Raw genomic sequence first — 24,369 nt, forward strand, 5'->3', positions numbered from 1 at the left:
TGGACGTCAGAACAAAGGCAGAGACCGCCGCAACGGCGGTGCGCATCAGAATCGTCATGCAAGAACCAACAAGGAGCAAGCCCGAAACAGGGTGAACGTAGGCGGACCCTATCATGAATATGGGCCGGACGGGGAGGGCGGTCTCGTCGCAGCGCGCGATTGTGACAAGGCGTTACCCGTTGACAACAACCGGGCGCCCGGCCCGCTACATCCGGAACTCCTCGCCGAGGTAGAGGCGCCGCGCGTCCGGGTCCTCGATGATCGCCTGAGGCGTGCCCTCCGTCAGCACGTGGCCGGAGTGGATGATGTAGGCGCGGTCGATCAGCGACAGGGTCTCGCGGACATTGTGGTCGGTGATCAGGACGCCGATGCCGCGGGTGGTGAGATGGCGCACCAACGCCTGGATGTCGCCGACGGCGATCGGGTCGATGCCGGCGAACGGCTCGTCCAGCAGCATGAAGGAGGGGTGGCTGGCGAGGGCCCGGGCGATCTCGACGCGCCGGCGCTCGCCGCCGGACAGGGCGATCGAGGGCGAGGCGCGCAGGCGGGTCAGGCCGAACTCCTCCAGCAGTTCCTCCAACTGGCGCTCGCGCGCCTGCCGGTCGGGCTCGGCGATCTCCAGCACGGCGCGGATGTTCTGCTCGACCGAGAGGCCGCGGAAGATCGAGGCCTCCTGCGGCAGGTAGCCGACGCCCAGCCGCGCCCGCCGGTACATCGGCAGGCGGGTGACGTCGTGGCCGTCGAGCTCGATGCGACCGTGATCGGGCGGGATCAGGCCGATGATCATGTAGAAGACGGTGGTCTTGCCCGCGCCGTTCGGCCCGAGCAGGCCGACCGCCTCGCCGCGCTTGAGATCGAGGCTGACGTCGGCGACCACCTGGCGCTTGCGGTAGCTCTTGGCGATCGAGCGCACCGCGAGCACCCCCTCGCTCGGCAGATAGGCGTCCGGATCGACGTCCACGGGTTCGTCGATCGCAACCGCGTTCCTGCTTCGTCCGAAAGGCAACCACGCCACGGCGTTCTCAGTCCTTGCGCTGTCTCTGTCCGTGCCGCACCGGGCGATGGGCTCGCCTGCGGACCGTCAGTTGGCCTTTTTCTGGCTGCTGGGCACGAACAGGCCGGTGGTGCCGCCCTGGACGCGGGCGATGCCGGTCTTCAGGTCGACCACCAGCTGCTTGCCGCGGATGACGTTGGGGCCCTGGGTCAGCACGACATTGCCGGTCAGCGTCGCCGTGTTGGAGAGCATGTCGAACACGCCGTTCTCGCCGGTGGCCTTCTGGTCCTGGGAGGTGACGACGACGCCGCCGGACGCTTCCAGCCGCTTGATGCTGCTGGCCTGGGACGGACCGCCGGCCGGCTGCGCCGCGGCGTCCTGCTCCTGGGCGTTGCCGCCACCGGCCGGGTTCGCGCCGGCATTGTCGTAGAACACCACCAGCTTGGGCGCGCGCAGCGTCGAGTCGCCCTGGACGGCGACGACATTGCCGGTGAAGACCGCCTTCTGGGCGTTCTGGTCGACCTCGAGCGTCTCCGAATTCACGTCCACCGGCTTGCCGCTGTCGCCGGAAAAGCCCTGGAACGGATTGGCGGCCTTCTTGGTCTCGGCCAGCGCCGGGCCGGCCAGCGCCAGGGCGGCGGCCAGGGCCAGCGCCGCCAGGCCGAACCCTGCCGTGCTGGTGGCCGCGGAGGGGCTCTCGGTCTTCGTCTGGCTCATGGCGTTGGTCCCTTCCCTGGAGTCTTGTCCGGCCTGATCTTCGAGCGGAAGGTGGAGTTGACGCGACCCTTGAAGGTGATCAGCGCGCCCCCGTCGACGATGCTGAGCGAGTCCGCCTGGATCTCCCCGCTGGTGAGGTTGACCTTGACGTGCTCGTCGCTCTTCACCGTCCCCCCCTTGAAGTCGATGGTGGCACTCTTCATGTCGGCGGAATAGCCCCTTGTCGAGGTGACCGCGACCTTGTCGCGCAAGGTCAGCACCTCGGCGTTGGAGTCGAACTTGCCGGCGGTCGACTTCATCGTCGCGGTGGAGCCGTCCTGCATGGTGATCACCGCGTCCAGATCGGTCAGGTCGATCAGGCCCGGAGCGGCGATGCGCTGGGAGGCGGTCTTGGCCGTGACGTTGTAGGCCTCCTGCTTCTTGTTGAAGCCGGTGAGGTGCGGCAGCTCCATGGTGAGCTTGCCGTCCGAGACGTTGAGCTTGCCGAGGTCGAGCTCGACGTCCTTGGGGCGGAACGGGTCGAAAAACACGTAACCGACGAAGACGGCGACCGCCAGCAGCGCCACGACGGGCACCGCGACCTTGAGGGTGCGCACGCGACGGCTGTGCCGACGGGCCGCGTCGAAGGCGAGGTCGCGCGGAAGGGGGGCGGGCGCCCTCATCCGGACCCGCGTGTCGATCGTATCGGCCAAACCAAAAACCTCGTGGCGGCTCCCGTCTGTGCCGCCTGTCTCATATTGCGATGCCACCGTTGTAAGTCAACGCGTGCCAAGGAAGGGTGAATCCGGCGTCGGGTCAGCTATGGGCGAAGATGTCGATCTCCGGCCAGCCCTGCAGGTCGAGCAAGGCGCGCGCCGGCAGGAAGTCGAAGCAGGCCTGGGCCAGGTCCGTCCGGCTCTCGCGCGCGAGCATGACGTCGAGCTTGGCCTTGAGATCGTGCAGGTGCAGCACGTCGGAAGCGGCATAGGCAAGCTGTGCGTCGGTCAGCGTGTCGGCGCCCCAGTCAGAGGACTGCTGTTGCTTGGAAAGCTCAACCCCCAAAAGTTCCCGGACGAGATCCTTGAGCCCGTGCCGGTCGGTGTAGGTGCGCACCAGACGCGAGGCGATCTTGGTGCAATAGACCGGCCCGGTCATCACGCCGAGGGCGTGGTAGAGCACGGCCACGTCGAAGCGGGCATAGTGAAACAGCTTGGTGACCGTCGGGTCGGCGAGCAGCCGCTTCAGGTTCGGCGCCTCGCTGCCGCCCCTGGGGATCTGCACCACGTCGGCTGTGCCGTCGCCGGGCGAGAGCTGCACCACGCAGAGCCGGTCGCGATGCGGGTTGAGGCCGAGGGTCTCGGTGTCGACGGCGGCGATGCTGCGATAGCGGGAGAGATCGGGCAGGTCGCCCCGATGGAAGCGGATGGTCACGGTCTGGGCCCTCGCGGGGATGGAGCGTGCCAATAGAGCCGGAGGCCCCGGCGATGCAACAGCCGCGAAGCCCCGACGTGTGCGCAAGCGCACAGGATCGGCCGGATCCTGCATCCCGGGCCCGGCGGCATGTCCCGGGGCGGCCGGCTCGCCGTGCCGGAGGTCAAACAGGTGGCCTCGGCCGGGGCGGCAGGGCGAGATTTTCCCCGCACCCACCGGTCCGGCGAAGATCGTTCTTTTCGGGCGCGAAGGCTTGACGAGTATATAAATATATAAACTATAGAAATTATATACGTAATTTCTGCAGGGACCGTCGTTCAAACCATGAGCCGACCTCTCGTCCTGGGCCTCTCGGGCAGCCTCGCGCGGCCCTCGCGCACCACGGCGCTGGTGCGCCACGTGGTGGAGCGGATCGCCGCGCAGGCGGACGTCGCCGCCACGGTGATCGAGCTGGCGGAGGAGGCGCGCCACCTGTTCGGCGCGCTGGCGCCGGCGGAGCTGCGCGGCCGGGCCCGCGAGGTGGTCGACGCGGTCGAGCGGGCCGACCTCCTGGTGGTAGGGTCGCCGGTCTACCGCGCCTCCTACACCGGCGCCTTCAAGCACCTGTTCGACCTCGTCCATCACCAGGCCTTCGCCGGCAAGCCGGTGGTGCTGACCGCCACCGGCGGCAGCCATCTGCACGGCCTGGTCACCGAGCACCAGCTGCGCCCGCTGTTCGGCTTCCTCGGCGCCCTGACCCTGCCGACCACGGTCTACGCCGTCGAGGGCGATTTCCAGGACCACTGCCTCGCCAGCCTCCGGATCGAGGAGCGGGCCGGACGCGCCGCCGACGAGGCGGCGCGCCAGCTCGCCGAGATCGCCCGCCGCCGGGCGGAGCTGCCGCTCAGGCTCGCGGTCGGCGCCTGACCGCTTCGTTTCACCAGCCCCCGCCAGGAGAGATCCGCGATGACCGCCGTGACCGACCCCGTCCAATTCGCCTACTGGGTGCCGAACGTCTCGGGCGGCCTCGTCATCAGCGACATCGAGCAGCGCACCGGCTGGGACATCGACTACAACCGCAGGCTCGCCCAGATCGCCGAGGCGAGCGGCTTCGACTATGCACTGAGCCAGATCCGCTTCACGGCCGGCTACGGCGCCGAGTTCCAGCACGAGTCCGTCGCCTTCAGCCATGCCCTGCTGGCGGCGACCGAGCGGCTGAAGGTGATCGCCGCCATCCTGCCCGGCCCCTGGACGCCGGCGCTTGCCGCCAAGCAGATCGCCACGATCAACCACCTCACCAACGGCCGCGTCGCCGTCAACATCGTCAGCGGCTGGTTCCGCGGCGAGTTCGCGGCGATCGGCGAACCCTGGCTCGACCATGACGAGCGCTATCGCCGCTCGGAGGAGTTCATCCGCGCCCTGCGCGGCATCTGGACCGAGGACGCCTTCACCTTCCGCGGCGACTTCTACCGCTTCAACACCTATTCGCTGAAGCCAAAGCCGAAGGAGCCGCTGCCGGAGATCTTTCAGGGCGGCTCCTCGCGCGCCGCCCGCGACATGGCGGCACGCGTCTCCGACTGGTACTTCACCAACGGCAACACGCCGGAGGAGATCGGGAAGCAGGCCGACGACATCCAGGCCAAGGCGGCCGAGACCGGCCACAGGGTCCGCATCGGCGTCAATGCCTTCGCCATCGCCCGCGACAGCGAGGCCGAGGCGCGGCAGGTGCTGGACGAGATCATCGCCAAGGCGAACCCCGAGGCGGTGCACGCCTTCGCCCACGAGGTGAAGAACGCCGGCAAGGCCTCGCCGGAAGGCCAGGGCAACTGGGCCAGGTCCAGCTTCGAGGATCTGGTCCAGTACAATGACGGCTTCCGCTCCAACCTGATCGGCACGCCCGAGCAGATCGCCGAGCGCATCCTTGCCCTCAAGGCAGCCGGCGCCAGCCTGATCCTGCTCGGGTTCCTGCATTTCCAGGAGGAGGTCGAGTATTTCGGCCGGCGCGTCATACCGCTGGTGCGCGAGCTGGAGGCGGCGCAGCGCCTGCCCGCGGCGGCGGAGTGACCGCGGCCTGCCCCCGCGGCGATCCTGCCGCAAGCGAAAGCTGGTTCCTGGAGACGATGATGGCTGGGTTTCAGCCCGGCGGGGCCTTCGCCGTGCCGCTGGCGGTGCCGGGGGTGGGCATGGGGGCATTCGCACCCCCGACGGATCAGGCGGCGGCGCCGGACGCCGCGCCGGCGCCGGTCCTGCGCCTGGAGGGAATCGGGCTTGGCTTCGGCGGCGTCACGGCGCTGGAAGACGTCGATCTCGTCGTCCGGCCCGGCGAGATCCGGGCGATCATCGGGCCGAACGGCGCCGGCAAGAGCTCGCTGCTCAACGTGATCAGCGGCGTCTACCGGCCGGATCGCGGCCGGATCACGCTCGGCGGCCGGCGCTTCGCCGAGGTGCCGACGCAGGGCCTCGCCCGCCTCGGCGTGGCGCGCACGTTCCAGAACCTCGCCCTGTTCAAGGGTCTGAGCGTCCTCGACAACGTGGTCATGGGCCGCGTCGCGACCCGGCGGGCCGGCGTCGTCGAGCAGATGCTCGGGGCCGGGCGGGCGCGGCGCGAGGAAGAGGAAGCCCGGGCTCATGCCGAGGAGGCGATCGGCTTCCTCGACCTTGCCGCGGTGCGCGAGCGCCGGGCCCACGCGCTGCCCTACGGCCTGCAGAAGCGGGTCGAGCTCGCCCGCGCCCTGGTGGCCCGGCCGCGGCTGCTGCTGCTCGACGAGCCGATGGCCGGCATGACCGCGGCGGAGAAGCGGGACATGAGCGGTTTCGTCCGGGCTGCCCGCGACGTCTACGGCACCACCGTCGTGCTGATCGAGCACGATATCGGCGTGATCATGGACCTCTCCGACCGGATTGCCGTGCTCGACTACGGCCGCAAGATCGCCGACGCGACGCCGGCCGAGGTGCGGGCCGATCCCGCCGTGATCGCCGCCTATCTCGGCGGCGCCTCCGGAGACGAAGCCGGGGGAGGCGCGTGATGGCCGACATCGATCTCCTGTTCTTCACGGAAGTTCTGGTCGGCGGCCTGCTCTCCGGCGTGATGTATTCGCTGGTCGCGATCGGTTTCGTGCTGATCTACAAGACCTCCGGCGTGCTCAACTTCGCCCAGGGCGCCATGCTGCTGTTCGCGGCACTGACCTTCGTCAGCCTGGTCGAGCGCGGCGTGCCGTTCGCCCTGGCCCTGGCGGCGACCGTCGCGGCGATGGCGCTGCTGGGCCTGGGGATCGAGCGGGCGGTGCTCAGGCCGCTGGTCAACCGGCCGCCGATCACCCTGTTCATGGCGACGCTCGGGCTCTCCTACGTCATCGAGGGGGCGGCGCAGCTCGTCTGGGGCACCCAGGTCCATGCGCTCGACCTCGGCATCGAGGACACGCCGCTGGAGATCGCCGGCGTCTTCATCTCCCGCTTCGACCTCTTCGCCGCCGCCGTCGCGGCGGCCATGGTCGGCGCCCTCACCGCCTTCTTCCGCTGGACGCGCAGCGGCCTCGCCTTCCGGGCGGTGGCGGACGATACCCTCGCCGCCGTCGCCGTCGGCCTCAGGCTGCCGCGCATCTGGGCGACGGTGTGGACGGCGGCCGGGGTCGTCGCCCTCGTGGCCGGCCTGCTCTGGGGCGCGCGGCTCGGCGTGCAGTTCTCCCTGTCGCTGGTCGTGCTCAAGGCGCTGCCGGTGCTGGTGCTCGGCGGCTTCGACTCGATCCTCGGCGCCATCGTCGGCGGCCTCATGATCGGGGCCTTCGAGAAGCTGGCCGAGGTCTATCTCGGTCCCTTCGTCGGCGGCGGCATCGAAGGCTGGTTCGCCTATGCGGCGGCGCTCGCCTTCCTGCTGGTGCGGCCTGCCGGCCTGTTCGGCCAGAAGCTCGTGGAAAGGGCCTGACATGCCGGTCGCCGCCCCCGCCGTTCTCCGCCGCCTGCCGGCCTGGGCGACGCCGCTCGCCGTGCTGGCGCTTGCCTACGGCCTCGTTCCGGCCGTCGGCGGCGGCTATCTGGTCGAGGCCATCCTGCTGCCGTTCCTGGCGCTCTCTCTCGCCGGCGTCGGGCTCAATCTGCTCACCGGCTATGCCGGGCTGCTTTCGCTCGGCAGCGCCGCCTTCATGGCGGTCGGGGCCTTCGCCGCCTACAATGTCGACCTGCGGGTCGCAGGCCTGCCGCTGCTCGCCAGCATCGGGCTCGGCGGCCTCGCCGCCGCGGCGCTCGGCCTGGTGTTCGGCCTGCCGAGCCTGCGCCTGCGCGGCTTCTACCTCGCGGTCTCGACGCTCGCCGCCCAGTTCTTCGTGCAATGGGCGCTGACCAAGTTCTCGTGGTTCTCCAACGACAATCCGTCCGGTGTCATCGACGCGCCGCCGCTGACGGCGTTCGGCCTCGTCTTCGAGGGCGCCATCGGGCGCTACCTCTTCGCCCTGACCGTGGTCGTGGCGCTGACGGCCCTTGCCGCCCGGCTGGTGGCCACGCAGACCGGCCGCAACTTCATCGCGGTGCGCGACAACGAGCTCGCCGCCCGGGTGATCGGCGTGCCGGTGCTGCGCACCAAGCTGCTGGCCTTCGCCGTCTCCTCCTTCATCGTCGGCATCGCCGGCGCGCTCTGGGCCTTCGCCTATCTGCGGACGGTCGAGCCCGCGGGCTTCAACCTCGACCGGTCCTTCCAGATCCTGTTCATCGTCATCATCGGCGGTCTCGCCACCATCCGCGGCGCCTTCCTCGGCGCGGCGCTGATCGTGGTGTTCCCGCTGCTGCTGTCGCGCCTCGGCGGCCTGCTGCTCGGCGACGTGTTCGACTCCGGCGTCCTCGACATGAGCCAGCGCATCGTCCTGGGCGGCCTGATCATCCTCTTCCTCATCGCCGAGCCGGACGGGCTCGCCGCCCTCTCCGAGCGGCTGGCGCGCCGGCTGCGAGGCGCTCCCTGATCTCCAACCGTCAGCCCGTCAATCCTCATCCCGAAGCACGCCAGGAGCCTGTCATGTCCATCCTGTCCCGCCTGCACGGCGCCGCGGTTTCGGCCGCCCTCGCCCTCGCGGCGAGCCTGCCGCTCGCCGCCGCGCCCGCCCTCGCCGACGAGCAGTTCTTCCCGCTGCAGAGCTACCGGGTCGGCCCCTACGCCGCCGGCGGCACCGGCTTCTTCGGCGGCACGATCGACTATTTCAACCTGATCAACATCCGCGACGGCGGCATCAACGGCGTCAAGATCACCTGGGACGAGGGCGAGACCCAGTATGAGGTCGAGCGCGGCGTCGAGGTCTATGAGCGCTTCCGCAGCCGGCCCGGCATCGCCGCCTGGAACCCGCTCTCCGTCGGCATCGCCTATGCGATGATCGACCGCATCACCAAGGACAGGGTGCCGCTGATCACCATCAATCACGGCCGCACCGATTCCACCGACGGCCGGGTGTTTCCCTATGTCTTCCCGCTGCTGCTGAACCCCTACAGCGAGACCTCCGGCATCATCAACTACATCGCCGCGAAGGAGGGCGGGCTGGACAAGCTCAGGGGCAAGAAGCTGGTGGTGCTCTACCACGGTTCGCCCTACGGCAAGGAGACCATCCCGATCTACGAGCTGCTCAAGGACAAGTACGGCTTCGAGCTGCAGCAGATCGAGGTGCCGCATCCCGGCAACGAGCAGCAGGCGCAATGGCTCACCATCCGCCGCGCCAAGCCGGACTATGTCGTGCTGCGCGGCTGGGGCGTGATGAACCCGGTGGCGCTCAAGACCGCCCAGAAGGTCGGCTTCCCCGCCGACCACATCATCGGCAATGTCTGGTCGAACTCGGAAGAGGACGTCATTCCGGCCGGCGACGCCGCCAAGGGCTACATCGCCATCACCACCCAGGCCTCCGGCGCGCAATATCCGGTGCTGCAGGAGATCGTCCGGACGGTCTACGACGCCGGCAAGGGCAACCTGGAGGACAAGTCGCGCATCGGCAGCGTCTACCACAACCTCGGCATCGTGAACGGCATCCTGAACGTCGAGGCCGTGCGCATCGCCCAGGAGAAGTTCGGGCACCGCACCCTCACCGGCGACGAGGTGCGCTGGGGCTTCGAGCACCTCAGGCTCGACCCGGCCCGGGTCGCGGCTCTCGGCGCCAAGGATCTGTTCCATTCCATCGACGTCACCTGGGACAATCACGAGGGCAACGGCCTCGTCACCTTCCAGCAATGGGACGGCAAGGCGTGGAACGTGGTGTCCGACTGGATCGCGCCGGACTGGGCGCTGCTGCGCCCGATCATCGAGAAGTCGGCCGCGGCCTATGCCGCCAGCAAGCAGATCAAGCCCCGCACCGCCGCGGATGCGGACGGCGTGACCAACTGAACCGGCGATCGGCGGCGCGGGGGAAACGAGGCATGGCGCGGCACGACATCCAGCTCACCGTCGAGGCCGTCGAGGCGGCCTATGGCGGCTCGATCGTGGCGCTGCACGGCGTCAGCCTAACCCTGGCGCGCGGCGAGGTCCTGGCGCTGCTCGGGGCCAACGGCGCCGGCAAGACCACCACGCTCAAGGCGGTGTCCAACCTGCTGCCGGCCGAGCGCGGCCGCGTCACCGCCGGGCGCATCGTCTATGACGACCTCGACGTCAGCCGCGCCACGCCGGCGGGACTGGTGCGTCGGGGCCTCGCCCAGGTCCTGGAGGGGCGCCACTGCTTCCGGTCCCTGACCGTGGAGGAGAATCTCGTCACCGGCGGCCTCGGCCGCGGTTCCGGCCGTGCCGAGATCCGGCAGGATCTGGAGCGGGTCTATGTCTGCTTCCCGGGCCTCCAGGCCAGGCGCCGGACGCCTGCCGGCCTCACGTCCGGCGGCGAGCAGCAGATGACGGCCATCGGGCGGGCGCTGATGTCCCGGCCGCGGCTGCTGGTGCTGGACGAGCCGTCCATGGGCCTGGCGCCGATGGTGGCGGAGGACATCTTCCGCCGCCTCCGGCAGCTCAACCGCGACGAGGGCCTGTCGATCCTGGTCGCCGAGCAGAACTCGACCCTGGCGCTGCGCCACGCCGACCGCGCCTGCGTGCTGGAGAACGGCACCGCCGTGCTCGAAGGGCCGGCGGCGGAGCTGCGCAGCCGCGACGACGTCAAGGCCTTCTACCTCGGCGAGGGGCCGCTCGTCCGGGCGCGCCGTCCCGCGCTTCACACGATGGCGTGACCGCCTTCCCATTTCATCCCGTTCCAGGAGGATTTCCCGATGACCATCGCCTTTCCGGCAGGCCAGGCCGAGACATCGACGCCCGCGGCCGGCGTGCCCGGCGTGCCCGGCGTGCCGCGGCCGGCCCAGCCGGCCCATGTGATCAAGGACGATGCCGAGGCGATCGCGGTGGCCGAGCGGCTCGCGGCGGCGTTCGCCAAGGGCGCCTCCGAGCGCGACCTCACCCGCAAATGGCCGGTCGAGGAGCTCGACGCCTTTTCCAGCAGCGGCCTATGGTCGATCAACGTGCCCCGTCGGTTCGGCGGGCCGGAAGTCTCCTATGTCACGCTCTCGAAGGTGATCGCGATCATCTCCGCCGCCGATCCCTCGCTCGGCCAGATTCCCCAGAACCATCTCGGCGTGGTCGCCGCCATCCGCACCGTGTCCGACGAGGCCCAGCAGGCGCTGCTCTTCGCCGAGGCGCTGCGGGGCATCCGCTTCGGCAATGCCTTCTCCGAGTTCGGCTCGAGGCGGGCGGTCGACTTCGAGACCCGCTTCGTCGACGCCGGCGACCACGTGCTGGTGAGCGGCCGCAAGTTCTACGCCAGCGGCGCCCTGCTCGCCCATCTCGTGCCGATCGTCGCGCTCGACGGCGAAGGGCGGGCCTGGTACGCCATCGCCGAGCGCGACGCGCCCGGGCTGACCGTGATCGACGACTGGTCGAGCTTCGGCCAGCGCACCACGCTGAGCGGCACGGTGCTGCTCGACCAGGTCAAGGTGCCGAAGAGCCATCTCGTGCCCGGCTACAAGGGGTATGAGCGGCCGACGGCGGACGGCGCCATCTTCCAGATCATCCAGGCCGCGGTCGACACCGGCATTGCCCGTGCCGCCATCGACGACACCGTCGCCTTCGTGCGCGGCAAGGCGCGCGCCTGGGTCGACAGCGGCCTGGAGCATGCCTGGCAGGATCCCTACACCATCCAGGCGATCGGCGACCTGACCCTGCGCCTGCACGCGACCGAGGCGCTGCTGGACAAGGCCGGCCTCGCCGTCGACAGGGCCGTGGCCGAGCCGGGCGAGACGAGCGTCGCCGAGGCGCAGATCGCCGTGGCCGAGGCCAAGGTGTTCTCGACGGAGACGGCTCTCGCCGCGGCCAACAAGCTGTTCGAGCTCGCCGGCACCCGCTCGACCCTGGCCGAGCACAACCTCGACCGGCATTGGCGCAATGCCCGCACCCACACGCTGCACGACCCGGTGCGATGGAAATACGCCATCCTCGGCAACTACTTCCTCAACGGCGTCAACCCGCCTCTGCACGCCTGGAGCTGAGGCGCCGAAGGATAACCTTCTTCCCCAGGATGGCGGTCCGAAAGAGGCGGCGCGTCGGCCTCCAGTCGACGCGCCGTGGAGCGGTGCATCCGGTGTGTCGCTGCTGGAAAAGGCGACGCCTCCTCAGTCGTCATGGCCGGACTTGATCCGGCCATCCACGCGCACGCAACGACGCAGAAGCTGGTGACGACGGCCCCCAATCGCGGTGTTCGCTCACGAGACCGCAAGCGATCCCGTCGAGATGGCCGGATCAAGTCCGGCCATGACGCGGTTGAACGGGCGAGCCCATTTCTCCGACGATCACCTATCTAAGCGCTTATCGGATCAAGTCTGGTCACAACGGCTGAGAGGGCGTTGTGGCAGCCGCATTTCACCGATGGACAGCCGGAGGCCTGCGGTGCCACAGTCGGCCAGTCCCACAGGAGACATCCTCGATGTTGATCCGATCGCTCGCCCGGTTCGCGATGGCCTGCATGCTCGGGGTAGGATTGGCGACGGGCGCGTGCGCCGCCACGCCCAAGGACACGCTGGTCCAGGGCTGGTTCATCGACGACATCATCTCCCTCGATCCCGCCGAGATCTTCGAGATTTCCACGTCGGAGATCTCCGGCAACACCTATGAGCGGCTGATCGGCTACGATCTCACCGACGTGTCGAAGATCTTCGGGGTCGTGGCCGAGTCCTGGAGCGTCTCCGAGGACGGCAAGACCATCACCTTCAAGATCCGCGAGGGACGCAAGTTCGCCTCCGGCAACCCGATCACCGCCGCGGACGTGGTGTTCTCGCTGCAGCGGGCCGTCATCCTCGACAAGCAGCCGGCCTTTATCGTCAACCAGTTCGGCCTGACCAAGGAGAACGTCAAGGACAAGGTCAAGCAGACGGGCGACTATGCCCTGACCTTCGAGATGGACAAGCCCTATGCGCCGAGCTTCGTCCTCTACTGCCTCACCTCGTCCGTCGCCTCGGTGGTCGACAAGAAGCTGGTGCTGGAGCACGAGGCGGGGGGCGACCTCGGCTATGGCTGGCTGAAGACCCACTATGCCGGCTCAGGGCCGTTCACCATCCGCGACTGGCGCGCCAACGAGGCGGTGGTGCTCGAGCGCAACCCGAACTATTCCGGCACGCCCGCCCCGCTCGCCCGCGTCATCTACCGCCACATCGCCGAACGGGCGACGCAGCGCCTGCTCCTGGAGAAGGGCGACATCGACATCGCCCGCAACCTCGGCCCCGAGGAGATCGGCGCGCTCTCCGCCAAGCCCGACTTCAAGGTGCAGTCGGCGCCCAAGGGCACGCTCTATTACTTCAGCCTGAACCAGAAGAACCCGATCCTGGCCAAGCCGCAGGTGCGCCAGGCCTTCAAGTACCTCGTCGACTATGCCGCGATCGGCGACACGATCATGAAGACCGAGGGCTCGGTGCACCAGGCCTTCCTGCCCGCCGGCTTCCTCGGCGCCCTCAAGGACACGCCCTTCAGCCTCGACCTCGCCAAGGCCAAGGCGCTGCTGGCCGAGGCCGGCCTGCCCGACGGGTTCAAGGTGACGATGGACGTGCGCAACAACCAGCCGACCACGGGCCTCGCCGAGGCGATCCAGGCATCGGCGGCCAAGGCCGGCGTGCAGATCGAGCTCATCCCCGGCGACGGCAAGCAGACGCTGACCAAGTACCGCGCCCGCCAGCACGACATCTATATCGGCATCTGGGGCTCGGACTACCAGGACCCGCATTCGAACGCCCAGACCTTCGCCTCGAACCCCGACAATTCGGACGACGCCAAGATCAAGACCCTGGCCTGGCGCAACGCCTGGCCGACGCCGGAGCTGAACAAGCAGACGGAGGCGGCCATCCTCGAACGGGATGCGGCCAAGCGCGCGGCGATGTACGAGGCGATGCAGAAGGAGATCATGGAGACCAGCCCCTTCGTCGTCATGTACCAGCAGAAGGAGACGGCGGTGCTGCGCGCCAACGTCAGGAATTTCGTCATGGGGCCGTCCTATGACAACAACTACGTGACCACCACCTCCAAGGACTAGCTTCGCCGTGGCGATGGCGCAGGGCCGGGACGGCCTCATCGGCGCCCACGCCGGGCAGGCGGCGAAGGCTCTCGCCCGCTTCGTCCTGACGGCCGCGATCACCCTGCTCGGGCTGGTCGCGGTCACCTTCCTCATCGGCCGCGTGGTGCCGGTCGACCCTGTGCTGGCAGTGGTCGGCGACAAGGCCTCGCCCCAGGTCTATGCCCGCGCCCGCCAGGAGCTCGGCCTCGACCTGCCGCTGCTGCAGCAATTCTGGCTCTACCTCAGCAAGGTGCTGCACGGCGATTTCGGCAACTCCGTGCTCACCACCAATCCGGTGCTCGACGACATCGGCCGCTTCTTCCCGGCGACGCTGGAGCTGGCGACGCTCGGCACCCTGATCGGCGCCCTGATCGGGGTGCCGCTTGGCGTGCTCGCGGCCGTGCGCGCCGGCAGCCTCGTCGACCAGGCGACGCGGGTGGTCGGGCTCGTCGGCTATTCCGTGCCGATCTTCTGGCTCGGCCTGATGGCGCTCCTATTGTTCTACGCCAAGCTCGACTGGGTGGCCGGGCCCGGGCGGCTCGACATTTCCTACGACTACATGGTGACGCCGGTCACCGGGTCGCTGCTGATCGACAGCCTGATGCAGGGGCAGTTCGAGGTCTTCGCCAACGCCGTGTCGCACGTCATCCTGCCGGCCTGCCTGCTCGGCTACTTCTCGCTCGCCTATATCAGCCGCATGACGCGCTCGTTCATGCTGACCGAGCTGCAGCAGGAATATGTGCTGACCGCGCGGGTGAAGGGCCTCAGCGAGGCGCGGGTGATCTGGCGCCACGCCCTGCGCAACGCCGCGGTGCCGCTGGTGACGGTGATCGTTCTCTCCTATGCCACGCTGCTGGAAGGCTCGGTGCTGACCGAGACGATCTTCGCGTGGCCGGGCATCGGCTCCTACCTCACCAATTCGCTGCAGAACGCCGACATGAACGCGGTGCTGGGCGCGACGCTGTGCATCGGCGCCGCCTTCGTCCTGCTCAACATGCTGTCGGACGTGCTCTACCGCCTGCTCGATCCGAGGACGCGGCGATGACGGCGGACATGCGGGCCTGGCTGACCACGAGCGAGCCGCAATCGCGCCGGCAGGCCTGGCTTGGCCGCGCCTATGTCGGCTGGCGGCGCTTCCTCACCCATCCCCTGGCCGTGACCGGCCTCGTGCTGGTGCTGGCGCTCCTGCTCACGGCCGGCTTCGCCGACCTCCTCGCCACCCACTCGCCGGTCTCCGGCGGGGATCTGAGGACGCAGCGCCTGCTGCCGCCCGGGCCCGAGTTCTGGCTCGGCACCGACGACCAGGCGCGCGACATCTATTCGCGGCTGGTCTACGGCTCCCGCGTCACGCTGGCGGTGGTGGCGCTGGTCTCGGTGATCGCCATGCCGATCGGCCTCGCCGTCGGCACGGTGTCGGGCTATGTCGGCGGCTGGGTCGACGCGGTGCTGATGCGCCTCACCGACATCTTCCTCGCCTTTCCCAAGCTGGTGCTGGCGCTGGCCTTCGTCGCGGCGCTCGGGCCGGGCATCGAGAACGCCATCATCGCCATCGCCATCACCTCCTGGCCGGCCTATGCGCGGCTGGCGCGGGCGGAGACGCTGACGGTGCGCCACAGCGAATTCATCCAGGCGGCGCAATTGCAGGGCGCCTCGACCCTGCGCATCCTCGCCCGCTACGTCGTGCCGCTGTGCATGTCGTCGGTGATCGTGCGCGTCACGCTCGACATGGCCGGCATCATCCTCACCGCGGCCGGGCTCGGCTTCCTCGGCCTCGGCGCCCAGCCGCCTCTGCCCGAATGGGGCGCGATGATCGCCACCGGCCGGCGCTTCCTGATCGACCAGTGGTGGGTGGCGGCCATGCCCGGCATCGCCATCCTGGTGGTCAGCCTCGGCTTCAACCTCCTGGGCGACGGGCTGCGCGACGTGCTCGATCCGAAGGCGCCGACATGAGCACGGAGGAGCCTCTTCTCGCGGTCGAGGATCTCGAGGTGCGCTTCCGCCTGCCTCACGGCGTGGTCGAGGCGGTGCGCGGGGTCTCCTTCCGGCTCGGGCGCGAGCGGCTCGGCATCGTCGGCGAGTCCGGTTCCGGCAAGTCCCAGACCGGCCGGGCCCTGCTCGGCCTGACGCGGCCGCCGGCCGAGGTCACCGCGAAGCGGCTGGTGTTCGACGGCGTCGACCTCATCGGCGCCGATCCGCGCACCATCCGCCGGCTGCGCGGCGACCGCATGACCATGGTGATGCAGGACCCGAAATTCTCGCTCAACCCGGTGATGACCATCGGCGCGCAGATGCTGGAGGCCTGCCGCGCCCATGGCCGGGTGAGCCGGGCCGAGGCCCGCGAGAAGTCGCTCGGCATGCTGGCGGCGGTGCGCTTGCGCGATCCCGAGCGGGTGTTCTCGCTCTATCCGCACGAGGTCTCCGGCGGCATGGGCCAGCGCTGCATGATCGCGATGATGCTGGTGACAGACCCCGACCTGCTCGTCGCCGACGAGCCGACCTCGGCGCTCGACGTCACGGTGCAGCTGGAGGTGCTGCGCATCCTCGACGACCTCGTCTACCGGCGCGGCATGAGCCTGATCCTGATCAGCCACGACCTGGAGCTGGTCTCCTCCTTCTGCGACCGGGTGCTGGTGATGTATGCCGGCCGGGTGGTGGAGGAGCTCAAGGCGAGCGAGCTCGCCAGGGCGCGCCACCCCTACACCCAGGGGCTGATGCGCTGCCTGCCGCGGCTCGAGGTCGACCGCCACCCGCTGCCCGTGCTCGCCCGCGATCCGGCATGGCTGCGATGAGCGGCGCCATGCTGGAGGTCGAGGATCTGACCATGCGCTTCGGCCATGGCCGCATGATGCTGACGGCGGTGGACGGCGTGTCGCTGCGCCTCGACCGCGGCGAGGCGCTCGGCCTGGTCGGCGAGTCCGGCTCGGGCAAGACCAGCGTGCTGCGCGCGATCACGGGGCTTGCCGCCGCGGCGGGCGGGCGCATCCGTTTCGAGGGTGCGGCGGTGTCGACGCCGCGCGACCTCGCCTTCCTGCGCCGGGTGCAGATGGTGTTCCAGGACCCCTATGCCTCGCTGCATCCGCGCCACACCGTCGACCGCATCCTGTCCGAGCCGCTGGCGATCCACCGCCTGCCGGGCCGGGAGGAGCGCATCCTCTCGGTGCTGCGCGAGGTCGGCCTCGGCCCGGCCTACCGCTTCCGCTACCCGCACCAGCTCTCCGGCGGCCAGCGCCAGCGTATCGCCATCGCCCGCGCCCTGATCCTGGAGCCGCAGCTGCTCCTGCTCGACGAGCCGACCTCGGCCCTCGACGCCTCGGTGCAGGCCGAGATCCTCAACCTGCTGGAGACGCTGCGGCGCGAGCGCAGCCTGACCTTTCTATTGGTCAGCCACAATCTCGCGGTGGTGGCGCATCTGTGCGAGCGCCTGGTGGTGATGCGTGGCGGCCGGGTGGAAGAGGAGACCACCGCCGCGGCGCTGCGGTCGGGCGCGGTGGCGGCCGATTATACCAGGCAGATGCTGGCGGCGAGCCGCGGCTTCACCCGCGAGCCGGCGGGGTTTGGGGGGCCATGATGGGGACGGGGAGAACGGCTCCTCCGGGCGACCGCGGTTGAGGCCGGGCCGAGGCGGGAGGGGCCTCGGCGTCGGATGCCGCACCGGACCGGAAGTCGATCCGACACCCGATTCCGGAAGGGGCGCAGGACGCTTTCTCCGCCGTCGACCTCGGACAATCGCATCGAAGGTCCGGTGCAGATCATGCCGCGCATGCCGCGCGGATCGTGAACGTCCTGGACGATCACAACCAGGCCCTGCATCGGCTGCTTCCTCCAAAGGGCGCCCGACGACGGAAACCGTCGTATCTCTCCACGCGGCCCTCCTCTCCGCTCGAATGCGGTTCCCCTCGCACCACCACCTACCCTTTCTGGGTATGGACGGCCGTCGGACGCAGGATTACCAACCTGTAGAGCGGTAGGACCGCTTCCTCCTGAATGAGGATAAGCGCGATGACACTTCGGGTTGGTTTTGTCGGATTGGGAGTGATGGGAGAGCCGATGGCCGGCCATCTCCTGAAGGCTGGCTATCCCCTCACGATCTTGAACCGTCCCACGCAAGCAGCGGCGAATATAAAGAAGGCCGGCGCCGAGGAGGCTGGCAATATTGCGCAGCTGCTGTCGCGGGTGGATGCGGTCTTCACGATGCTGCCCTCGGATATCGAGGTCCGGGACGTTTATCTTGGGCCGGATGGCGTGTTGAAAAACGCACGGGAGGGCCAGCTGCTGATCGACACGAGCAGTGTGAGCCCTGCCGTGGCCCTCGAAATCTCGGCCCGATGCGAGGCAATGGGGGTCGATTTTGTCGATGCTCCGGTCAGCGGCGGCGACAAGGGGGCCCGTGAAGCCACATTGTCGATCATGGTGGGAGGGACGGACAGGGGCTTCGAAAGGGCCAGGCCACTTCTGTCCGTGCTTGCGTCGAAAGTCATGCATATCGGCGGCAGCGGTTCCGGCCAAGTGGTCAAGGCCTGCAATCAGGTCGTGGTGGCCGGGGTCATTTCAGCGTTGAGCGAGGGACTCTTGCTCGCGGAGCGCCACGGCGTTCCGATGGCGACCGTGCTCGATGTGCTTGGAGCCGGGCTCGCGGGAACAAAAGTAGGAGAGGTGCGGCGAAGAAATTTCATAATGCAGGATTTCACGCCTGGATTTCGCGTTCGCTTGCACAAGAAAGATCTCGATATTGCGCTGAGCGCAGCCCATCGCCACGGCATAAATCTGCCGATAGCCGACGTCGTCCGCAGCCAATTCGAGAAACTCATGGATCTCGGGGAAGGTGACCTGGATCACACGGCCATCTCCTTCCTGTTGCGAAATGAAGACGAGATGCGTCAGCGCAATGCTGGCGTCACGACCTAGGCAGCCGCCCCTTCAGACCAGGTGACGCAGCGGTCGACGGAGAAGAGACGATGGAGCGGAGGCGCGTGACAGATGCAGCGGTTCCCGCGTCGGCCGACGCGGGCCGCCGGCTCGGCGCCCGGCAGGGCGCGTCGATCGCGGTGCGGGGGATCTCCAAGCGCTTCGGCGCTACCCAGGCTCTCGACGGGGTGAACGTCGACATCGCCCCGGCGTCCGTGCACGCCTTCGTCGGCGAGAACGGCGCGGGCAAGTCGACGCTCGGCAAGGTCATCGCCGGGGTGATCCGCCCCGACGCGGGCACGCTGACGATCAACGGCGAGCAGATGAGCTACCGCTCGCCGCACGAGGCGCTGGCCGCCGGCGTCACGATGATGGCCCAGGAGCTCTGCCTGGTCCCGTACCTGTCGGTGCTCGAGAACGTGTTCCTCGGATGCGAGAGCCACAGGCTCGGCATGCTCGCGGGCGAGCGGATGAAGGAGCGCTACCGCGAGCTGGCGGAGCGGCTGCGCATCTCGTTGCCCGCCGGCGTGCCCGTCGGCACGCTGCGCGTGGCGGATCAGCAGAAGGTCGAGCTGATGCGCGCGGTCGCCCGCGACGCGCGCATCCTGATCATGGACGAGCCGACGGCCGCCCTGACCCCGAACGAGGCCCGCGTGCTGTTCGACGCGGTGCTCTCGCTGCGCGAGGCGGGCACCACCGTGATCTATGTCTCGCATTACCTCGACGAGGTGCTGCGGCTCTCGGACGACATCACCGTCCTGCGCAACGGACGCGTGGTGCGGTCCGGGACGGCCGCCGCGGAGACCCGCGGTTCGCTGGTGACGGGCATGGTGGGGCGGGCCACCGACCTGACCATGCCGCCCAAGCAGTTCCCCGCGCCCGACGCGCCGGTGGTCTGCTCGGTGCGCGGCCTCTCCACCCCGGACCTGCTCGACGACGTGTCGTTCGACGTCCGCGCGGGCGAGATCGTCGCGCTGACCGGACTCGTCGGCTCAGGCCGTTCCGAGGTCGGGCGCGCGATCTTCGGCGCCGACAAGCACCATACCGGCGAGATCGCGATCAACGGCCGCGTCGAGCGGTTCCGGCACCCGAACGAGGCGGTGCGGCGGGGGGTGGCGATGCTGCCCGAGTCCCGCAAGGACCAGGGCCTGTTCCTCGACCGCTCGGTCAAGGAGAACATGACCATGGCCGGGCTCGGCCGGGTCAGCGCGGGAGGGTTCGTCAACCGGCGTCGCGAGAACGCGGAGGCGGCCCGGCTCGTGCAGGAGTTCGGCATCAAGACGGCCGGCCTCGACGTCGCGGTCGGCGCGCTCTCCGGCGGCAACCAGCAGAAGGCGCTGCTCGCGCGGTGGGCCTTCGTCAGGCCGGACCTGCTGATCGTCGACGAGCCGACCCGGGGGGTCGACGTCGGCGCCAAGCGCGGGATCTACGGCCTGCTGCACGCGCTCGCCGCGCAGGGGATCGGGCTGCTGCTGATCTCGTCGGAGATCGACGAGGTGCTGGGATTGGCGCACCGCGTGCTGGTGATGCGAGCGGGAACGATCGCGGCGTCGCTCGACGGCGCGACGGCGACGGAGCTGGAGATTCTCTCGGCCGGGTTCGGCCATGTCGAAGAGGCGATGAGCTGATGTCCGACGCTTCCATGGTCGACCGGGCCGAGCGCGCGCTCCCCGACCCCGAGCCGCCGGCCGGCCGCGGCCGCGCCGCGCGCCTGCGGACTCGGGCGCAGGAGCTCGGCATCCTCCTGGCCTGCGCCCTGGTCTTCGCCTTCCTGAGCGTGGCGAGCCCGGCGTTCCTGACCACCGACAACCTGCTCAACGTGCTCGACCAGTGGGCGCCGGCGGGTATCATCGCGTGCGCCGGGACGCTGGTCATCATCGCCGGCGGGTTCGACCTGTCGACCGGCTCGGCGGTCGCGCTCTCGGGTGTGGTCGCGGCCTCGCTCGCCCCCGATGTCGGGGTCGGCGCGGCGCTGCTGCTCGGGGCGCTGGTCGGCCTCGTCGCCGGCATCGGCAACGGGCTGATCACCACGCTCGGCCGGGTCAACACCTTCATGGGAACGCTCGCGACGGCGATGATCCTGCGCGGGCTGACGACCGTGGTCACCGGCGGGATCCTCGTCACGGTCGCCGAGCCGTCCTTTTCCGACCTCGGCCTGGGCTCGCTGCTCGGCGTCAGCTATTCGGCCTGGATCTGGCTGATCTTCGCCGCCTGCTGCGGACTTTTGCTGCAGCGCTCGATCTTCGGCCGCTACGTCGTCGCCGCCGGCGGCAACGCCGAGGCGGCCCGGCTGTCCGGCGTCCGCGTGCAACTGATCCGGGCGGTGACCTTCGGGCTCTCGGGGCTCGCCTCGGGCATCGCCGGCGTGATCCTGGCCTCGCGGTCGGGCTCCGCGCAGGCGGCGACCGGGATCGGCATGGAGCTGACGGTGATCGCCGCGATCGTCGTCGGCGGCACCTCGATCCTCGGCGGTCGAGGGGCGATCTGGCGGACGATCTGCGGCGTGCTCCTGCTCGCGATGATCGGCAACGGCTTCAACATCCTCGACGTCGATGCGATCTACCAGCAGATCGTGCAGGGCAGCATCATCCTGGTCGCCGTCGCCTTGGATTCCTGGACGCGACGGACGGCGTAGGGACCCCGCCCGTCAGCAGCACTTCGACCATGGCGCCGCGCGACGACGCGTCGCCACCGGCGGAATCGTGGACACACACGAGCAGAGGGGAATTGATCATGGACAACGCAAGACCCGGCCGGACGACACGTCGCGGCGCGGAACGGACCGGCATGCGCCGCTGGCGGGAACGGGGCATCGCCGCCGCGACGGCGCTGGCGGCGCTCATGGCGGCGACGTCGCTCGCCGCCGGCGCGGAACGCCTGGCGTTCTTCGGATTCGGCGCCAACAACGGCTACACCCAGGCGGCCTGGAAGGCCGCCCAGGAGCAGGCGAAGAAGGAAGGGCTGTCGATCCGCTTCTTCGACGGCCAGTTCAGCGGTCCGACGCAGTATTCACAAGTCCAGGACGCCCTGGCGTCGGGCCAGTACAAAGCGCTGCTGATCATGCCCGTCGACGGCGCCAGCCTGACGCCGCTGGTGAAGCAGGCCTACCAGAAGAAGGTCAAGACCTTCTCGCTCGAGCACACGATCGGTCCGGATCCGACCGACTTCAGGCCGCAGGTCGAGGGCCTGACGCCGATCGGCTACAGCGTCCCCGACGATGCGAAGATGGTCGCGGAGTTCGTGGTCGATCGCTGCGCCAAGCTCGACCCCTGCCGGGTCGTCCTGATGTATGGCGACCGGACGACGCTCTTCGACCAGACGCGGGCCAACGCGGTGAACGAGGTCTTCGCCAAGCACCCGAACATCAAGGTGCTCGCGACGGTCGACGGCCACTACCTGGTGGACAAGTCGATGGCGGCGATGTCCGACGTGCTGACCGCCCAGGGCGACGGCATCGACATCATCGCCAGCCCGTCGGGCGATCAGCAGATCGTCGGCGCGGAGCGGGAGCTGAAGCGGCGCAGCGTCACGCGCAAGATCGTGCTGGTCGGCCAGGGCGGCGGGCAGATCGGCGTCGCCCGCGTGCGGGACGGGGCCTGGGCGACCACCCAGATCCACCTGCCGGCGACGATCGGCCGCCTGGCCGTCGAGTACGCCGCCAAGGCCATCAAGGGCGAGAAGATCCCCGACATGGTGAACCTGACCGGCCAGTCTCCGGTCGGCGACATGGCGACGCAGGAGTCGCTGAAGGCGCACCCCGAGTTCAAGGGCGAGTGGGCCGATTGACCCGGCTCGCGAGGCGGCGTCCCCGGCCGGCGCCCGTCGGCGGCAGGCGCCGCCTCGCAGCCGGCGCGGCGGACGAGCGCCGCGCCGGCGACCTGGCACGACACCCATTGGAGACGAGACGAGATGACTGACACCGGCGCGGCCCCCAGGTCGGACGCGGAACTGCTGGATCCGACGACCTTCGCCGTCGTGTTCAATGCCCTGAACGCGATCGTCGAGGAGATGTCGCTGACGTTCGAGTATTCGGCGTGGTCGTCGATCATCTCGGAGTGCCGCGACTTCTCCTGTGCGATCTACGACGCCAGCCCGGAGCCGAACGCGCTGTGCGTGTTCGAGGGCCTGCCGGTGCACATCAACGCGCAGCCGCTGACGATCAAGGCGATCGCGGAGTTCTTCGGGCCCGAGGAGATCCGCGAGGGCGACGTGATGATCGTCAACAGCTCGTATTACGGCAACACGCATGTCGGCGACTTCGTCATCGCCAGGCCGCTGTTCCACGAGGGCAAGCACCTGTTCTGGGCGGCCGCGACCGGCCACCACATGGACGTCGGATCGGGCTACAACACCAGCATCCCGGTGCAGGCGACCGACATCTACGAAGAGGGCCTGCAGATCTCGCCGCTGAAGATCTACGACCGCGGCGAGCTCCGCCGCGACGTGCTCGAGCTGCTGCTGGGGAACCTGCGCTACCGCGACTTCATCTACGGCGATCTCATGTCGCAGATCGGCGCGGTCAAGACCGGCGCCCGGCGCATGGAGGAGGCGATCGCCAAGTTCGGCGCCCGGCGGCTCAACGACTTCAGCGCGCAGATCATCCAGTACGCCAGCCGCCGCGCCGACGCCGCGATCAGCGCCTGGCCCGACGGCACCTATTCGGCGGAGTGCTGGATCGACTCCGACGGCAAGGGGGCGCGCGACATCGCGGTCCGCTGCGCCGTCACGATCGCGGGCAGCCAGGTCAAGATCGACTTCACCGGCACCGACCCCCAGGTCCGGGCCGGCATCAACGCCGGCTGGGGCACCTGCCAGAACGCGGCGGCGACGCCGGTGCTCTGCTGCCTCGACCCGGACATCCCGCACAACCAGGGCTGCCTGCAGCACATCGAGGTGACCGCGCCCAAGGGGACGATCGTCAACGCCGAGTGGCCGGCCGCGACGGCCTGCGCCACCACCGTGCCCGGCGACGTGATCAGCGACGTGGTCTGGAAGTGCCTGGCGCAGGCGATCCCGGACAAGGCCGTGGCCGGCTGCGCGCATGTGACGCCGAACTGCGTCTCCTCGGGCATCGACCGTCGCGTCGCGGGCAAGGAGGAGCCGTTCGGGATGATCCTGTTCAACGGCTCGGGCGGCGGCGGCGCCTCGGCGGCCGGCGACGGCTGGCCGATGATGGTCTCCACGGGAGCGATCGGCGGCCTCAAGTTCGCGCCGGTCGAGATCATCGAGCTGCACTACCCGCTGCTGGTCCGGGAGCAGCAGGTGCGCACCGACTCGATGGGCGCCGGCCGCTACCGCGGCGGGGCCGGCGTGTCGTTCCGCGTCAGCACGGTCGGGACGCGGGTCGACAATTACGGCTACGGCGACGGCATGCGCAACCCGCCGTTCGGGGTGCTCGGCGGCAAGCCGGGCGATGGCGGCGCGCTGTACCGCATCAACGGAGACGGCAGCAAGGCGGTGTTCGGACCGCTCTCGTACTTCCGGACCGAGGTCGGCGAGCTGTGGTGCGCCGAGGGCACCGGCGGAGGCGGCTACGGCGATCCGTGCGACCGCGAGCCCGAGCGGGTGCGGATCGACGTCCGCGACGGCTTCGTCAGCCTCGAGGCCGCCGAGCGGGATTACGGCGTCGTGCTCGACCGCCAGACGCTCGAGGTCGACAAGCAGCGCACCGCCGCGCTGCGCGCCCGAATCCGCGAGGCACGCGGCAAGCCGGGCCCGCTCGATCCGACCACGCCGAACGCCGGCGCGTATTACCGGACGCTGGTCGGGCCGCAGGACACCTTCGAGATGGATGCCGTCCCCGCCGGGGACGCGTCGCTCACGCTGTAAGGA

Annotated in this window: 22 protein-coding genes; 18 read left to right on the forward strand and 4 right to left on the reverse strand. The window is 69.3% G+C overall.

Features of this window, described 5'->3' with window-relative positions:
* Positions 1 to 205: 205 nt before the first annotated feature.
* The 4 genes from lptB to AC27L4_RS32875 form a co-directional block, all read right to left on the reverse strand.
* Positions 206 to 973: an LPS export ABC transporter ATP-binding protein gene (gene lptB, locus AC27L4_RS32860; RefSeq protein WP_487146964.1), complete on the reverse strand. Its 768-nt coding sequence runs from the start codon at positions 971 to 973 to the stop codon at positions 206 to 208.
* A gap of 108 nt (positions 974 to 1,081) precedes the next feature.
* Positions 1,082 to 1,711: an LptA/OstA family protein gene (locus AC27L4_RS32865; RefSeq protein ID WP_487146912.1), complete on the reverse strand. Its 630-nt coding sequence runs from the start codon at positions 1,709 to 1,711 to the stop codon at positions 1,082 to 1,084.
* A complete protein-coding gene (lptC, locus tag AC27L4_RS32870) occupies positions 1,708 to 2,373 on the reverse strand; it encodes an LPS export ABC transporter periplasmic protein LptC (RefSeq protein WP_487146913.1) in 666 nt (221 codons plus the stop codon). Before lptC ends, AC27L4_RS32865 begins: the two co-directional genes overlap by 4 nt.
* Before the next feature lie 133 nt (positions 2,374 to 2,506).
* Positions 2,507 to 3,121 carry a ribonuclease D gene (locus AC27L4_RS32875; RefSeq protein WP_487146915.1) on the reverse strand — a complete coding sequence of 205 codons (615 nt, stop codon included), beginning with the start codon at positions 3,119 to 3,121 and terminating at the stop codon, positions 2,507 to 2,509.
* A 324-nt stretch (positions 3,122 to 3,445) separates the two neighbouring features.
* Between AC27L4_RS32875 and msuE the strand changes: the two genes are divergently transcribed.
* The 18 genes from msuE (at position 3,446) to AC27L4_RS32965 (ending at position 24,366) form a co-directional block, all read left to right on the forward strand.
* Positions 3,446 to 4,027, forward strand: a complete 582-nt coding sequence (gene msuE / locus AC27L4_RS32880; RefSeq protein WP_487146916.1) for an FMN reductase — start codon at positions 3,446 to 3,448, stop codon at positions 4,025 to 4,027.
* Positions 4,028 to 4,066: 39 nt separating this feature from the next.
* Complete coding sequence (gene sfnG, locus AC27L4_RS32885) at positions 4,067 to 5,164, forward strand: dimethylsulfone monooxygenase SfnG (RefSeq protein ID WP_487146917.1); 1,098 nt, start codon at positions 4,067 to 4,069, stop codon at positions 5,162 to 5,164.
* Between the two features lie 119 nt (positions 5,165 to 5,283).
* On the forward strand, positions 5,284 to 6,126 hold the full coding sequence (locus tag AC27L4_RS32890) for an ABC transporter ATP-binding protein (RefSeq protein ID WP_487146965.1): 843 nt from the start codon (positions 5,284 to 5,286) through the stop codon (positions 6,124 to 6,126).
* The gene (locus AC27L4_RS32895) at positions 6,126 to 7,022 is read left to right on the forward strand and encodes a branched-chain amino acid ABC transporter permease (protein WP_487146918.1); all 897 of its coding nucleotides are present in this window, start codon (positions 6,126 to 6,128) and stop codon (positions 7,020 to 7,022) included. The genes AC27L4_RS32890 and AC27L4_RS32895 overlap by 1 nt, the downstream gene beginning before the upstream one ends.
* Before the next feature lies 1 nt (position 7,023).
* The gene (locus AC27L4_RS32900) at positions 7,024 to 8,049 is read left to right on the forward strand and encodes a branched-chain amino acid ABC transporter permease (RefSeq protein WP_487146919.1); all 1,026 of its coding nucleotides are present in this window, start codon (positions 7,024 to 7,026) and stop codon (positions 8,047 to 8,049) included.
* Between the two features lie 53 nt (positions 8,050 to 8,102).
* Positions 8,103 to 9,449 (forward strand): ABC transporter substrate-binding protein, encoded by a 1,347-nt coding sequence (locus AC27L4_RS32905; protein WP_487146920.1) that lies wholly within the window; start codon positions 8,103 to 8,105, stop codon positions 9,447 to 9,449.
* 32 nt (positions 9,450 to 9,481) lie between these two features.
* Positions 9,482 to 10,273: an ABC transporter ATP-binding protein gene (locus AC27L4_RS32910; RefSeq protein WP_487146921.1), complete on the forward strand. Its 792-nt coding sequence runs from the start codon at positions 9,482 to 9,484 to the stop codon at positions 10,271 to 10,273.
* Positions 10,274 to 10,312: 39 nt separating this feature from the next.
* Positions 10,313 to 11,581, forward strand: coding sequence for an SfnB family sulfur acquisition oxidoreductase (locus AC27L4_RS32915; RefSeq protein ID WP_487146922.1), 1,269 nt, complete (start codon positions 10,313 to 10,315; stop codon positions 11,579 to 11,581).
* A 434-nt stretch (positions 11,582 to 12,015) separates the two neighbouring features.
* Positions 12,016 to 13,611, forward strand: coding sequence for an ABC transporter substrate-binding protein (locus AC27L4_RS32920; protein ID WP_487146923.1), 1,596 nt, complete (start codon positions 12,016 to 12,018; stop codon positions 13,609 to 13,611).
* 13 nt (positions 13,612 to 13,624) lie between these two features.
* The gene (locus AC27L4_RS32925) at positions 13,625 to 14,677 is read left to right on the forward strand and encodes an ABC transporter permease (protein ID WP_487146966.1); all 1,053 of its coding nucleotides are present in this window, start codon (positions 13,625 to 13,627) and stop codon (positions 14,675 to 14,677) included.
* Entirely contained in the window at positions 14,674 to 15,582 is a 909-nt protein-coding gene (locus AC27L4_RS32930) for an ABC transporter permease (protein ID WP_487146924.1), read from the forward strand. Before AC27L4_RS32925 ends, AC27L4_RS32930 begins: the two co-directional genes overlap by 4 nt.
* Complete coding sequence (locus tag AC27L4_RS32935; protein WP_487146926.1) at positions 15,579 to 16,421, forward strand: ABC transporter ATP-binding protein; 843 nt, start codon at positions 15,579 to 15,581, stop codon at positions 16,419 to 16,421. The genes AC27L4_RS32930 and AC27L4_RS32935 overlap by 4 nt, the downstream gene beginning before the upstream one ends.
* Positions 16,409 to 17,200 (forward strand): ABC transporter ATP-binding protein, encoded by a 792-nt coding sequence (locus AC27L4_RS32940; protein WP_487146927.1) that lies wholly within the window; start codon positions 16,409 to 16,411, stop codon positions 17,198 to 17,200. Before AC27L4_RS32935 ends, AC27L4_RS32940 begins: the two co-directional genes overlap by 13 nt.
* Before the next feature lie 431 nt (positions 17,201 to 17,631).
* Complete coding sequence (locus AC27L4_RS32945; protein ID WP_487146928.1) at positions 17,632 to 18,537, forward strand: NAD(P)-dependent oxidoreductase; 906 nt, start codon at positions 17,632 to 17,634, stop codon at positions 18,535 to 18,537.
* A gap of 65 nt (positions 18,538 to 18,602) precedes the next feature.
* Positions 18,603 to 20,165, forward strand: coding sequence for a sugar ABC transporter ATP-binding protein (locus AC27L4_RS32950; protein WP_487146929.1), 1,563 nt, complete (start codon positions 18,603 to 18,605; stop codon positions 20,163 to 20,165).
* A complete protein-coding gene (locus tag AC27L4_RS32955) occupies positions 20,165 to 21,172 on the forward strand; it encodes an ABC transporter permease (protein ID WP_487146930.1) in 1,008 nt (335 codons plus the stop codon). The genes AC27L4_RS32950 and AC27L4_RS32955 overlap by 1 nt, the downstream gene beginning before the upstream one ends.
* A gap of 152 nt (positions 21,173 to 21,324) precedes the next feature.
* The gene (locus tag AC27L4_RS32960) at positions 21,325 to 22,323 is read left to right on the forward strand and encodes a sugar ABC transporter substrate-binding protein (protein WP_487146931.1); all 999 of its coding nucleotides are present in this window, start codon (positions 21,325 to 21,327) and stop codon (positions 22,321 to 22,323) included.
* Positions 22,324 to 22,446: 123 nt separating this feature from the next.
* The gene (locus AC27L4_RS32965) at positions 22,447 to 24,366 is read left to right on the forward strand and encodes a hydantoinase B/oxoprolinase family protein (protein WP_487146933.1); all 1,920 of its coding nucleotides are present in this window, start codon (positions 22,447 to 22,449) and stop codon (positions 24,364 to 24,366) included.
* Positions 24,367 to 24,369 lie beyond the last annotated feature (3 nt).

Source organism: Labrys sp. Lb11 (assembly GCF_057554225.1).